Source organism: Latilactobacillus curvatus JCM 1096 = DSM 20019, from assembly GCF_004101845.1.
GTDB lineage: Bacteria > Bacillota > Bacilli > Lactobacillales > Lactobacillaceae > Latilactobacillus > Latilactobacillus curvatus.
This window is the reverse complement of record NZ_CP026116.1, coordinates 1,354,841-1,369,391: the sequence shown is the minus strand read 5'-3', so window position 1 is coordinate 1,369,391 and position 14,551 is coordinate 1,354,841. Positions and strand designations below refer to the sequence as shown.

Genomic DNA, 14,551 nt, shown 5'->3' with positions numbered 1-14,551 from the left:
AACTTATAGAGGGGTGAACAATTTGGCAGGACACTTAGTGAATTACGGTAAACATCGTACTCGTAGAAGCTACGCACGGATTAAAGAAGTGCTAGAACTACCAAACTTGATCGAGATCCAATCTAATTCCTATCAATGGTTTTTAGACGAAGGGCTTCGTGAAATGTTTGATGACATTATGCCAATTGACGATTTTGCTGGTAACTTATCATTAGAATTCGTTGATTACCAACTTCTTGAACCTAAATACACGGTTGAAGAAGCTAGACAACATGATGCCAACTACTCAGCACCATTACACGTTACTTTGAAATTAACAAACCATGAAACTGGTGAAATTAAATCTCAAGACGTTTTCTTTGGGGACTTCCCATTGATGACTGACCAAGGGACTTTCATCATCAACGGTGCTGAACGGGTAATTGTTTCTCAATTAGTTCGTTCACCAGGCGTTTATTTCAACAGCGCTGTTGATAAAAACAGCCGCACAACTTATGGTACAACTGTCATTCCTAACCGGGGTGCATGGTTAGAATTTGAAACAGATGCTAAGGATATTGCATATGTTCGGATCGATCGGACACGTAAGATTCCAATGTCTGTTTTAGTTCGTGCTTTAGGTTACGGTTCTGATCAAGAAATTATCGATATCTTAGGTGACAACGATTCATTAATGTTGACGTTAGAAAAAGATATCCATAAGAATACTGACGACTCAAGAACAGAAGAAGCTTTGAAGGATGTCTACGAAAGACTTCGCCCAGGCGAACCGAAGACAGCTGATAGCTCACGTTCATTACTTTATGCACGTTTCTTCGATGCTAAACGTTATGATTTAGCTGCTGTTGGTCGTTACAAGATCAACAAGAAATTAAGCTTAAAGACGCGTTTATTGGGTCAAACATTAGCTGAAACACTTGCTGATCCCGATACTGGTGAAGTGATTGCTGCTAAAGATACAGTTGTTGATCGTCAAGTGATGGATGCTTTGGCACCATACTTAGACAAAGAAGACTTCAAGACGGTTACTTACCAACCATCTGATGAAGGTGTCTTACCAGAACCAATGACACTCCAAGTGATCAAAGTGTACTCACAAAAAACACCTGATAAAGAAATCAACTTAATCGGTAACGGTCATATCGATGCCAAGATTAAGCATGTTATTCCTGCTGATATCATCGCTTCAATGAACTACTTCTTTAACTTACAAGAAGGTCTCGGTTCAACGGATGATATTGATCATTTAGGGAATCGTCGGATTCGTTCAGTTGGTGAATTGTTACAAAACCAATTCCGAATTGGTTTATCACGGATGGAACGTGTGGTTCGTGAACGGATGTCAATCCAAGACACAAGCACCGTGACACCACAACAATTGATCAATATTCGCCCAGTTGTTGCCTCAATTAAGGAATTCTTTGGTTCATCACAATTGTCACAATTCATGGATCAAACCAATCCCCTTGGCGAATTGACGCATAAACGTCGTCTATCTGCCTTAGGACCTGGTGGTTTGACTCGTGACCGTGCCGGTTATGAAGTTCGAGATGTTCACTATACCCATTATGGTCGTATGTGCCCAATCGAAACCCCTGAAGGCCCTAATATCGGTTTGATTAACAGTTTGGCTAGTTACGCTGTTGTTAACCGTTACGGCTTCATCGAAACACCATATCGCCGTGTTAGTTGGGATACGCATGATGTTACTGATAAGATCGACTATTTAACAGCCGACGAAGAAGATAACTATGTCATTGCGCAAGCCAACTCACCATTAAACGATGATGGTTCATTCGTTGATGATACTGTTTTAGCACGTTACAAAGATGACAATATTGAAACTTCAATCGACAAGTTAGATTACATGGACGTTTCGCCTAAGCAAGTAGTTGCTGTCGCTACGGCCTGCATTCCTTTCTTGGAAAATGATGATTCAAACCGTGCCTTGATGGGTGCTAACATGCAACGTCAAGCTGTGCCATTAGTTGACCCACATGCACCACTTGTTGGGACAGGGATGGAATATAAAGCAGCCCACGATTCAGGGATTGCTTTATTAGCACAACATGCCGGAACTGTTGAATACGTTGATGCGAAAGTGATTCGCGTTCGTCGTGAAGACAGCTCATTAGATACGTACGAATTAATGAAATTCCGTCGTTCAAATGCTGGTAAGAACTACAACCAACGTCCAATCGTTGCAAAAGGCGATCACGTTGATGTTGATGAAATTATCGCTGATGGACCAGCTATGGAAAAAGGTGAATTAGCCTTAGGTCAAAACCCATTGATTGCTTTCATGACTTGGAATATGTATAACTACGAAGATGCGATCGTTCTTTCAGAACGTTTAGTGAAAGAAGATTTATATACTTCAATCCATATTGAAGAATACGAATCAGAAGCTCGTGATACAAAACTTGGACCTGAAGAAATCACACGCGAAATTCCTAACGTTGGTGAAGATTCATTGAAGGATCTTGACGAATTCGGGATTGTCCGTGTTGGTGCTGAAGTCAAAGATGGCGACATTTTAGTTGGTAAGGTAACGCCTAAGGGTGTGACAGAATTATCAGCCGAAGAACGCTTATTGCACGCTATTTTCGGTGAAAAGGCTCGCGAAGTTCGCGATACATCATTGAAAGTACCTCATGGTGGCGGCGGGATTATCCAGGACGTTAAGATCTTTACGCGTGAAGCTGGCGATGAATTGTCACCAGGTGTTAACATGATGGTTCGTGTTTACATTACACAAAAACGTAAGATCCAAGTCGGCGATAAGATGGCTGGTCGTCATGGTAACAAAGGGACTGTTTCAATCGTTGTTCCTGAAGAAGATATGCCATACATGCCAGATGGTACCCCAGTTGATATCTTATTGAGTCCCATGGGTGTGCCTTCTCGTATGAATATCGGACAAGTTCTTGAATTACATCTTGGGATGGCTGCTAGAAACTTAGGCATCCATGTTGCAACACCAGTCTTTGATGGTGCGCAAGATAAAGATTTATGGGACGCTGTTCGAGAAGCAAACATGCCTTCTGATGGTAAGAGCATTCTTTATGATGGTCGGACCGGTGAACCATTCGATACACGTGTGTCAGTTGGTGTCATGTACTACATGAAACTAGCCCACATGGTTGACGATAAACTCCATGCACGTTCAATCGGACCTTACTCACTTGTTACGCAACAACCATTGGGTGGTAAAGCTCAATTTGGTGGCCAACGTTTCGGTGAAATGGAAGTTTGGGCTCTTGAAGCTTACGGTGCCGCTTATACCTTACAAGAAATCTTAACTTACAAGTCTGATGACGTTGTTGGTCGTGTGAAGACATACGAAGCAATCGTTAAGGGTGAACCAATTCCAAAACCAGGTGTTCCGGAATCATTCCGAGTATTGGTTAAAGAATTACAATCACTTGGCTTGGATATGAAGGTCTTGGATATCGATAATCAAGAAATTGAATTACGCGATATGGACGATGATGATGATATCGAAAACATCGATGCATTATCTAAATACGCTAAAGAACAAGAAGCCAAAAAGGCACAAGAAGAAGCTGAAAAAGCACAAGCAGCAAATGCTGATGCAGTAGATCCATCTGCTGAATAAAGCGTGCTATAAATTATGAGGAGGTCGGCCCTTTGATAGATGTCAATAAGTTTGAAAGTATGCAAATTGGTTTAGCATCTTCAGATAAAATCCGTAGTTGGTCGTATGGTGAAGTTAAAAAGCCAGAAACAATCAACTACCGTACTTTAAAACCTGAACGTGATGGCCTTTTTGATGAACGAATCTTCGGACCTACGAAAGATTGGGAATGTGCTTGTGGTAAGTACAAACGAATTCGTTATAAAGGAATTGTCTGTGATCGTTGTGGCGTTGAAGTTACACGTTCAAAAGTGCGTCGCGAACGCATGGGACATATCGAACTTGCAGCACCAGTAACACATATCTGGTACTTTAAAGGGATTCCTAGCCGGATGGGTCTTGTCTTAGACATGAGCCCTCGTGCATTGGAAGAAATTATTTACTTCGCATCATACGTTGTGATTGATCCAGGCGATACAGCCTTAGAAAAGAAACAACTGATGACCGAACGTGAATATCGTGAAAAATTAGATGAATACGGTAATCGTTTTAACGCTAAGATGGGTGCTGAAGCCATCAAAGAATTGTTACGTGACGTTGATCTTGAAGGCGAAGTTGCTGAATTAAAGGAAGACTTGAAGTCAGCACAAGGTCAAAAGAGAACGCGTGCTATCCGTCGTTTGGACATCTTAGATGCCTTCCGTAAATCAGGGAATAACCCTGAATGGATGGTTATGGATGCTATTCCAGTTATTCCACCAGATTTACGTCCGATGGTTCAATTGGAAGGTGGCCGTTTTGCCACATCTGATTTGAATGATTTGTACCGTCGTGTGATCAACCGTAACAACCGTTTGAAACGTTTGTTAGACTTGATGGCACCAAGCATCATCGTTCAAAACGAAAAACGGATGTTACAAGAAGCCGTTGATGCTTTGATTGATAATGGTCGTCGTGGCCGTCCAGTTACTGGACCTGGTAACCGTCCATTGAAGTCTCTTTCACACATGTTGAAAGGGAAACAAGGTCGTTTCCGTCAAAACTTACTTGGTAAACGTGTCGATTATTCTGGTCGTTCCGTTATCGATGTTGGTCCTACATTGAAGTTCTATCAATGTGGATTACCACGTGAAATGGCACTTGAATTGTTCAAACCATTCGTCATGCACGAATTAGTGAAACGCGATATGGCTTCAAACATTAAAAATGCAAAACGTAAAATTGATCGTCAAGATGACGATGTTTGGGATGTTTTAGAAGATGTCATCAAGGAACGCCCAGTTCTATTGAACCGAGCACCTACATTGCATAGACTTGGTATCCAAGCATTCGAACCAATCCTGGTTGATGGTAAGTCAATCCGTCTTCATCCATTAGCTTGTGAAGCTTACAATGCCGATTTCGATGGGGATCAAATGGCGATCCACGTACCTTTATCTGATGAAGCACAAGCAGAAGCAAGAATGTTAATGCTTGCCGCTCACCATATTTTGGCACCAAAAGATGGTAAACCAATCGTTACACCTTCTCAAGACGTTGTTTTAGGGAACTACTACTTAACGCTTGAACAAAAAGGTAGTCTCGGCGAAGGCATGATCTTCAAAGATACAAACGAAGTTTTAATGGCTTATCAAACAGGTCACGTTCATTTACACAGTCGGATTGGTTTGTCAGTTGTTGATATGGATAATCGTCCATTCCCTGACGAACAACGCCACAAGATTATGGTAACAAGTGTTGGTAAAGTGATGTTCAACGAAATCATGCCAACTGGCTTCCCATATTTGAACGAACCAACAACAGATAACTTGATGAATGGTGTGCCAGATAAATACTTCATCGATAACGGTGAAGATATTCATGACTACCTCTCAAGTGCCCCAGTGATTTTACCATTTAAGAAAGGCTTCTTAAGTGATATCATCGCGCAAGTCTTCAAGGTATATAAGGTTCAACGGACATCTGACTTATTGGATGATATGAAGACCTTAGGCTACGTTCAAGCGACCCATGCTGGTTTAACAGTTGGGGTTGCCGATGTTCCTCAATTACCTGAAAAACAAGAAATTGTTGATGAAGCCCATAAGAAAGTCACAACGGTTTCTAAACAATTCCGTCGTGGGTTGATTACAGATGAAGAACGCCATGCGCGCGTTATTGAAATCTGGAACGATGCTAAAGACGATATCCAACAACGACTCACAGATTCGTTTGATCCAACAAACCCAATCTCAATGATGTCTGATTCTGGTGCTCGTGGTAACATCTCTAACTTTACGCAACTTGCTGGTATGCGTGGGTTGATGGCTGCTCCTAATGGTGGGATGATGGAAGTTCCTGTTACATCAAACTTCCGTGAAGGCCTCTCTGTCATGGAAATGTTTATGTCTACCCATGGTGCCCGTAAAGGGATGACTGATACGGCGCTTAAGACTGCCGATTCTGGTTACTTAACACGTCGTTTAGTTGATGTTGCTCAAGACGTTATCATTCGTGAAGAAGATTGTGGGACTGATCGCGGTCTTCTCATTCACTCAATTCGCGAAGGTAATGAATTAATCGAACCATTGTATGACCGTCTTGTTGGTCGTTGTGCAATGAAGACCATTGTTAATCCAACAACGGGTGAAGTGATGGTTCAACGTAACCAATTAATGGATGAACAACTTGCTCAAGCTGTTGTTGATGCCGGTGTTGAAGAAGTCACAATTCGTTCTGTCTTCACATGTAACACAAAACACGGTGTCTGCAAAAAATGTTACGGTCGTAACATGGCCAACGGCGAAGAAGTTGAAGTTGGTGAAGCAGTCGGAACAGTCGCAGCTCAATCAATCGGTGAACCTGGTACGCAATTAACCATGCGTAACTTCCATACCGGTGGGGTTGCCGGCGGTGAAGATATCACTCAAGGTTTGCCTCGTATCCAAGAAATTTTCGAAGCGCGTAATCCTAAGGGGCTTGCAACAATCACTGAAGTAACTGGTGAAGTTGTTGCGGTGGAAGAAAACCCTGCAGAACATACACGTGAAATCACTGTTCAAGGTGAAACAGATACACGTTCATATAGTGTGCCTTACACAGCCAACGTCATCGTTAACGAAGGCGACATGGTTCGTCGTGGTTCTAAGTTAACGGGTGGTTCTGTTGATCCTAAACAATTAATTAAAGTCCGTGACGTCTTATCAACTGAAAACTACCTCTTGCATGAAGTTCAAAAAGTTTACCGTATGCAAGGTGTTGAAATCGGCGATAAACACGTTGAAGTTATGGTCCGTCAAATGCTACGTAAAGTCCGTGTCATGGATCCGGGTGATACAGAAATCTTACCTGGTACATTAATGGATATTAGTGAATTTACAGACCGTAACCACGAAACCTTAATTAGCGGTGGCGTACCTGCTACTTGTCGTCCTGTCTTGCTTGGTATTACGAAAGCATCATTGGAAACAAATAGTTTCTTATCAGCCGCATCATTCCAAGAGACAACACGTGTCTTAACGGATGCTTCTATCCGCGGTAAGAGCGATCCATTACTTGGTTTGAAAGAAAATGTTATCATCGGTAAGATTGTCCCAGCTGGTACTGGTATGGCGAAGTATCGTCATATGGAACCTAAGACAGTCGGCGCTGTATCAGAAAATGTCTACTCAATCAGTGACATCGAAGCACAGATGAAAGAAGAAACAAAAGAATAACTGAGTGCCAATTTAGAACAGTTGCTCTAAATTGCACGTTAAAGGGCCTCACCGACATGGTGAGGCCCTTTTTTATGTGTTTGCAATAAACAAAACGATTAAGACACCGTAGCTGATATACGGGACAAATGGAATTGGGCGGCGTCCGACTAAGGCGAGGACAACTGGATGGTGGAGACTATCAATGAGATATTTGATTAAACAGAGGAGACAGGCAATTAATAACATGGATAGGGTGACCTCCAATCCAAACCACAACCCAAGAATTGCCAATAATTCAATGTCACCAGTACCGATGCCATCTGAAAAGTAGTTGATGACAGATAAGGTGCTGCCAATCAATAGGGCACTGAGCCAATGGTTTGTCGGCCAGTAGTCAATAAACAAAGGCATAAAAGCCAGTACCATTGGAACTGGGTATAGAGCTGTATGGAAAATATCGACTAGGCTCAACAAATAAAGGATAAGCAATAAATAGCCAATCTGTGGTGTGAAATATTGACTGGCTAAACAACACGCTAACAAGCCGCCAATAACCTCACTAGTAAAAAAATGGTGCTGGATTCGAGTATCACAATAGCGGCAGTGCCCTCTGAGAATGAGGTAACTGATAATTGGACATAAGTCGTACCAAGCGAGGGCGTGATGGCAGAAGTCACACCGTGAACCAGGCCATGTGATGGATAAACCGAGTGGCCAACGCCAAGCACAAACAGTTAAAAAAGAGGCGCAACACGCGCCAATAACAAAGGTTAAAAAATATATTAACAAACGTGTCATCTCCTTTATGATAACTACAAAAAAAGGGCGCAACTTTTTCTGAAAAACTGGCTTATAGCACGTTGACTTTCGTAGTTGTGCATGCTATTCTTGTAGATGTGCTTTTTACGGAAGTTTTCTGATATTCAGACATGCTGACTGACGTCTAAAAATGCATTACAATCCACGCAATCTAGGTTGCCATTTTTTTATCGCAAAAAAAGAACCACCTGGATGTGTGGACTTAAAACTCAAAAATAACTTTCAGATCAAGGAAGGAGGAACCTTCAAATGCCAACAATTAACCAATTGGTACGTAAGGGTCGTAAATCAAGAACTTCAAAGTCTGATGCACCTGCATTAAACTTTGGCTACAACAGTATGAAGAAAAAAGCTACAGATAATCCAGCACCACAAAAACGTGGGGTTGCTACTCGTGTGGGTACTATGACACCTAAAAAGCCTAACTCTGCTTTACGTAAGTATGCGCGTGTGCGTTTATCTAACTTAATCGAAGTTACAGCTTATATTCCTGGTATTGGTCATAACCTACAAGAACATAGTGTTGTTCTTATCCGTGGGGGCCGTGTTAAGGATTTACCTGGGGTACGTTATCACGTTATCCGTGGTGCTTTAGATACTGCCGGTGTTGACGGTCGTATGCAAAGCCGTTCTAAGTATGGTACTAAGAGACCTAAAAAATAACACACAAAAAAATTTGAAAAAGTCGATTGAAGTTTAAATGACACTGTGTGTTACTTCAAGGACTTAAATATCTTGAGGAGGTTATCAGGATGCCAAGAAAAGGCTATGTTGCAAAACGTGACGTTTTACCTGATCCAATGTACAATTCTAAATTGGTTTCACGCTTAATCAACCGCTTAATGGTTGATGGTAAACGTGGTACTGCGTCAACAATCTTATACGATGCATTTGATATTATTAAAGAAGAAACTGGTAATGAACCATTAGAAGTGTTCGAAGAAGCTATGAACAACATCATGCCAGTACTTGAAGTTAAAGCTCGCCGTATCGGTGGTTCTAACTACCAAGTACCAATTGAAGTTCGTCCAGAACGTCGTACAACTTTAGGTTTACGCTGGTTAGTAAGCTATGCTCGCCTACGTGGGGAACATACCATGGATCAACGTCTTGCACGTGAAATCATGGATGCTGCCAATAACACTGGTGCTGCAGTTAAGAAACGTGAAGATACACATAAAATGGCTGATGCCAACCGCGCATTTGCACATTATCGCTGGTAAGATTAACAAGGTTGGCTGTTATATGTATTCAAATCATATAATGGCCTCTTGTTGTATATAGCTTAATATTCGAGAGGAGTAATATTCACTTATGGCAAACAAACGTGAATTTCCGTTAGACAAAACGCGTAATATCGGTATCATGGCTCATATTGATGCTGGTAAGACAACAACCACAGAACGTATCTTGTACTACACTGGTAAAATCCATAAGATCGGTGAAACCCACGAAGGGGCTTCACAAATGGACTGGATGGAACAAGAACAAGAACGTGGGATTACAATTACATCAGCTGCTACAACAGCTGAATGGAAAGGTAACCGAGTTAATATCATTGATACACCAGGACACGTTGATTTCACAATCGAAGTTGAACGTTCATTGCGTGTTTTAGATGGTGCAATCACTGTCTTAGATGCTCAATCAGGTGTTGAACCTCAAACTGAAAATGTTTGGCGTCAAGCAACTACTTATGGTGTTCCCCGGATTGTTTTCGTTAACAAGATGGACAAACTTGGTGCTAACTTCGATTACTCAATGACAACATTGGAAGATCGTTTACAAGCTAATGCACATGCTGTTCAAATGCCAATCGGCGCTGAAGATGAATTCCAAGGCGTTATTGATTTGATCGAAATGCAAGCTGACATCTATGATGAAGATGAATTAGGTGCTAAGTGGGATACAGTTGATGTACCTGCTGACTACCTTGAAGAAGCTACAAAACGTCGTGCCGAATTAGTTGAAGCTGTTGCTGATGTTAATGACGACATTATGGACAAATATTTAGAAGGCGAAGAAATTTCTAAAGATGAATTGAAAGCTGCTATTCGTCAAGCAACTATCGATTTGAAATTCTTCCCAGTTTTCGCTGGTTCAGCTTTCAAAAATAAAGGTGTTCAAATGTTAATGGATGGTGTTGTAGATTACTTACCATCACCATTAGACGTACGTCCTTATAACGCTAAAAACCCAGAAGATGATTCAGAAGTTGAATTGATGGCTGGCGATGACAAACCATTTGCTGGTTTAGCATTTAAGATTGCTACTGACCCATTCGTTGGTCGTTTAACATTCTTCCGTGTTTATACTGGTACATTACAATCTGGTTCATACATTTTGAATGCAACTAAAGACAAACGTGAACGTGTTGGTCGTTTATTACAAATGCATTCAAATCACCGTAACGAAATTCCTGAAGTATTCTCTGGGGATATCGCTGCTGCAATCGGTTTGAAGAATACAACAACTGGTGATTCATTGACTGACGTTGATCATCCATTAATCTTGGAATCAATGGAATTCCCTGACCCAGTTATCCAAGTTTCTGTTGAACCTGAATCAAAAGAAGATCGTGATAAGTTAGATCTTGCTTTACAAAAACTTGCTGAAGAAGATCCTACATTCAAGGCTGAAACCAACAATGAAACAGGCGAAACGCTTATTTCTGGGATGGGTGAATTGCATTTGGATATCATGGTTGATCGTATGAGACGTGAATTTAAAGTGGTTGCCAAAATTGGTGAACCTCAAGTTGCTTACCGTGAAACATTCACAAAACAAGCATCTGCACAAGGTAAATTCGTTCGTCAATCCGGTGGTAAAGGTCAATATGGTGATGTTTGGGTTGAATTTACACCTAACGAAGAAGGTAAAGGCTTCGAATTCGAAGACGCTATCGTCGGTGGTGTGGTTCCTCGTGAATACATCCCATCAGTTGAACAAGGCTTGAAAGAATCAATGGCAAACGGTGTCTTAGCTGGTTACCCATTGATTGACGTTAAAGCTAAGTTATATGATGGTAGTTATCATGATGTCGATTCTAATGAATCAGCATTTAAGATTGCTGCATCAATGGCATTGAAGAACGCTGCTAAACAAGCTGGCGCTGAAATCCTTGAACCTATCATGAAGGTTGAAGTTATTGCTCCTGAAGAATATCTTGGCGATATCATGGGACAAGTAACTGCTCGTCGTGGTGCTGTTGAAGGTATGGAAGCACGTGGTAATGCCCAAATCGTTAATGCAATGGTACCATTGTCAGAAATGTTTGGTTATGCGACAACATTACGTTCAGCTACACAAGGTCGTGGGACATTTACAATGGTATTTGACCACTACTCAGCTGTTCCTAAGAGCATCCAAGAAGAAATCATCAAGAAGAACGGTGGCCAATAAGCCGCTAATCTTAAGTGATTGGTTTCGATTGGAAAAGGACTCGTCATTGCGACGAGTCCTTTTTTTGTGCGTAAAAATGCGATTTTACAGTTTCGTAAATGAAAGTTCATATTTAATTCATAACTGGTTGGTATTCTGTATACATCAGATGAATTCCTCCCAAGAAATAATCTGAAAAGGTAAAAATGCTTTTCAAGGTGGTTAGCTTTTGAGCATAACATAGCGAGGATAATGAGCAACGAAGGTGATCGTTGTCTTCACGTAGTTAGGCGGAAAAAGTTACCTTGAAAAGCAAGATTAAATGAATTTTCATTAGACAATTCCTCCCTAAAGAATCCGTCTAAGTAAAGCACCGCCAATGAGTTATAGTTTAATGGTAAAACGAACCGGCCCATTTGAAATTCCTCCCAAGAACAGTGAATGGTTTTCTGGTGATTGATAGAGACTTGCTTTCGAAGGCGCAAGGATTTGTTGATCATTAAGACTGGTTCATGCGGGTTCAATCCCCGCTAACTCGATTTGCCACCGCCCTGGCAAAAAAACTCAAACTCTTTTTCATATAAACTTCTCCAAAAAAGGGAGTTACGACAAAAATCACTTTTGTCGTAACTCCCTTTTTGTGTTTCTAGGCACGGCTTACTGAGTTAGTTTTGTTTTGTAGGACGTGTTTTCAAACTGCCCATCAGACGTTTAACCTTTGCTTGTTCGATTTCGCGGGCGGATAGTTGACTATAGTCCGCTTCGATAGCCAGTTTATTGAAATCAGCTAGCCGTTCAGGCATTAATGAACCTGCATCGATTGCGGCTCGTACGGCGCAACTGGGTTCGCTTTGATGCTGGCAATCCTTAAATCGACAGTCCTGTGCGAGCGTCTCAATATCAGTAAAGACTGTCTTGAGTGCCTTAGACATGCTACTTGTCATGCCGAGTTCGCGCATGCCAGGAGTATCGACGATGAAGGCCCCGCTAGCAGTTTGATAGGCTTGTCGATTGGTGGTTGTGTGGCGCCCCTTATCATCGTCAGCGCGAATGCCGCTCGTTAAAACGGAAGGCTCTTTAATGAGCTGGTTGATCAGGGTTGATTTACCAACGCCGGATGAGCCGACAAATGTCACCCATTGTCCAGCTGTTAAATACGGTTTGAAAGTCGCTGCAACATTTGATGCCGTCTGGCCAGTTGTGATGACGGGAACGCTGTCGAATGTCACACTTGCGATGGCGTCAAGAAAGGTTGTTAGCTCAGAGTCGCTGACTAAATCGGTTTTACTCAAAACAATCACCGGTGTTGCGCCGCTATCCCAAGCCATCGTTAAATAGCGTTGTAAGCGCGCTTCGCTGAATTCTTGATTGGCGGATGTTACGATGAAAATCGTTGCAATATTGGCCGCTAAAGTTTGAATCCGTTGTTGCTTATTACTGTTGTGTCGTTGAATAAGCGTGTGCCGGGGGAGATGTCCTTGGATTTGGAAATAATCCGTATCATAGATCACGCCGGTTACTTGATCACCGACAACGGGCAGGTCGTTAGTGCTTTCTGCCAAGTGGCGATACCGACCGCTGATTGTTGCGGTTAATTCTTGATGATTGAGTAGGACTTTGTAATGGCCTTGGCTTTGAAAAATTAAAAAAGCTGTTTGTTGTGTTTGCATGATGATGCGCCTCCAGTGTGTTATTTCATGATGATCTAAATGAAATAATGGCGGCACTGGCTATCTAAGCAGCGAATACCGCCATTGATAGCATAATTGCTGTGTTTGTTTTTAACATAAAAAGAATCTTCTTTATATAGAATGGGTACATTGTCCCGTCATTTAAGATAGCAAATGATCGTTAAAAGTCAAATTAGATAATTGTAGCTCCGAGGCTGTTTTTAAAATGCGCGAGTGCCCATTCTTGCCCGTTCGGTGTAAAAGTTGCGACAGCAGCGGCTGGAATTGTTAGTGGGTAATTTAAGTTGTATGCCGAGACTGCAGTGTGGAGCACGCAAATGTCGGTGCAAACGCCAGTCAGTGTTAACGCGTCAATCTCGCGCTCGCGTAAGAAATTATCCAGATTAGTGTTAGCAAATGCTGAATAGCGATTCTTTGCAAATGCATAGACGTGAGGATCGGTTTGGTGCTTGGTGTACCAGCTAGCTAGTGGTCCGTAAAACTCACGGCCCCAAGTATTGGCTAGATTATGTGGTGGGAATAGGGCGCTCTCTGGATGAAATGGATCATCCTTGACGTGTAAGTCAGTCGGTAAGATGACGTAATCACCGGCTGCTAGGAACTGGTTAGCTAATTCGATAATTACAGGAACGATTTGCTGAGCGGGTTTGCCGGCTGTCAGAGCACCGTTTGGGTCAACGAAGTCATTTGTATAGTCGATAATCAAAAGTGCGTTATGGGACATAATAAGGACCTCCTGGAGGGGATTTAAGTTGCTTTCAGTGTATCAAAACATGGCTAGAAATCCACGAATGACGCTTGCTACAAGATTTATGAAAATGTTATGAAAAACTTTGATAAATCAGCAAAAAAGGGTTGCGTTATCGGGTTGTATCTTGTAAGATAGATAAAGTGCTATTTCCATAGCAGGAGTGCGCACCATGGTAGTCAAAAAGATTACCGAGTAGCTAAGATGTGAGAGGTTGCGACACACCCGGCCGCTTTGCCATGGGCGGGCGTGCCGGAAAAATTTTCACGGAGCTAGTCTACTTTTAAAATAGACGAAGGAGGGAAAAACATGGCAAAACAAAAGATTCGTATTCGTTTGAAAGCATTCGAACACCGTATTTTGGATCAATCAGCTGACAAGATTGTGGAAACAGCAAAGAGAACAGGTGCTACTATCTCTGGCCCAATCCCATTACCAACTGAAAGAACACTTTATACAGTGCTTCGTTCACCACATAAGCATAAAGATTCACGTGAACAATTCGAAATGCGTACACACAAACGTTTAATCGATATTGTTAACCCTACACCTAAGACAGTTGATTCATTGATGAAACTTGACTTACCAAGTGGTGTAGATATCGAAATCAAGCTTTAATTCGTACCAACCAATTAAA

At 41.8% G+C, this 14,551-nt stretch carries 9 protein-coding genes; 6 read left to right on the top strand and 3 right to left on the bottom strand.

Translation table 11 applies throughout. From position 1 onward, the window contains the following. The first annotated feature begins 22 nt into the window (after positions 1 to 22). Positions 23 to 3,619 (top strand): DNA-directed RNA polymerase subunit beta, encoded by a 3,597-nt coding sequence (rpoB, locus tag LCU_RS07140; RefSeq protein ID WP_054644262.1) that lies wholly within the window; start codon positions 23 to 25, stop codon positions 3,617 to 3,619. A 32-nt stretch (positions 3,620 to 3,651) separates the two neighbouring features. Then, on the top strand, positions 3,652 to 7,293 hold the full coding sequence (rpoC, locus tag LCU_RS07135) for a DNA-directed RNA polymerase subunit beta' (RefSeq protein WP_004270200.1): 3,642 nt from the start codon (positions 3,652 to 3,654) through the stop codon (positions 7,291 to 7,293). Positions 7,294 to 7,365: 72 nt separating this feature from the next. Here rpoC and LCU_RS10175 read toward each other — a convergent pair whose 3' ends face one another. After that, positions 7,366 to 8,073: a prepilin peptidase gene (locus tag LCU_RS10175; protein ID WP_081038321.1), complete on the bottom strand. Its 708-nt coding sequence runs from the start codon at positions 8,071 to 8,073 to the stop codon at positions 7,366 to 7,368. A gap of 270 nt (positions 8,074 to 8,343) precedes the next feature. Here LCU_RS10175 and rpsL point away from each other — a divergent pair, with 270 nt between their 5' ends. The 3 genes from rpsL (at position 8,344) to fusA (ending at position 11,496) form a co-directional block, all read left to right on the top strand. Beyond that, the gene (gene rpsL / locus LCU_RS07125) at positions 8,344 to 8,757 is read left to right on the top strand and encodes a 30S ribosomal protein S12 (protein WP_004270179.1); all 414 of its coding nucleotides are present in this window, start codon (positions 8,344 to 8,346) and stop codon (positions 8,755 to 8,757) included. A gap of 89 nt (positions 8,758 to 8,846) precedes the next feature. Then, positions 8,847 to 9,317, top strand: coding sequence for a 30S ribosomal protein S7 (rpsG, locus tag LCU_RS07120; RefSeq protein ID WP_054644265.1), 471 nt, complete (start codon positions 8,847 to 8,849; stop codon positions 9,315 to 9,317). A gap of 91 nt (positions 9,318 to 9,408) precedes the next feature. Then, on the top strand, positions 9,409 to 11,496 hold the full coding sequence (gene fusA, locus LCU_RS07115; RefSeq protein ID WP_004270213.1) for an elongation factor G: 2,088 nt from the start codon (positions 9,409 to 9,411) through the stop codon (positions 11,494 to 11,496). A 644-nt stretch (positions 11,497 to 12,140) separates the two neighbouring features. On the opposite strand, the gene rsgA is transcribed toward fusA, so the two are convergent. Both rsgA and LCU_RS07105 read right to left on the bottom strand, forming a co-directional pair. Next, positions 12,141 to 13,145 (bottom strand): ribosome small subunit-dependent GTPase A, encoded by a 1,005-nt coding sequence (gene rsgA, locus LCU_RS07110; RefSeq protein WP_056966425.1) that lies wholly within the window; start codon positions 13,143 to 13,145, stop codon positions 12,141 to 12,143. 193 nt (positions 13,146 to 13,338) lie between these two features. Next, a complete protein-coding gene (locus LCU_RS07105) occupies positions 13,339 to 13,890 on the bottom strand; it encodes a cysteine hydrolase family protein (protein WP_054644267.1) in 552 nt (183 codons plus the stop codon). A gap of 333 nt (positions 13,891 to 14,223) precedes the next feature. On the opposite strand from LCU_RS07105, the gene rpsJ reads away from it, so the two are divergent. Then, positions 14,224 to 14,532 (top strand): 30S ribosomal protein S10, encoded by a 309-nt coding sequence (rpsJ, locus tag LCU_RS07100; RefSeq protein ID WP_004270220.1) that lies wholly within the window; start codon positions 14,224 to 14,226, stop codon positions 14,530 to 14,532. Positions 14,533 to 14,551: the final 19 nt, after the last annotated feature.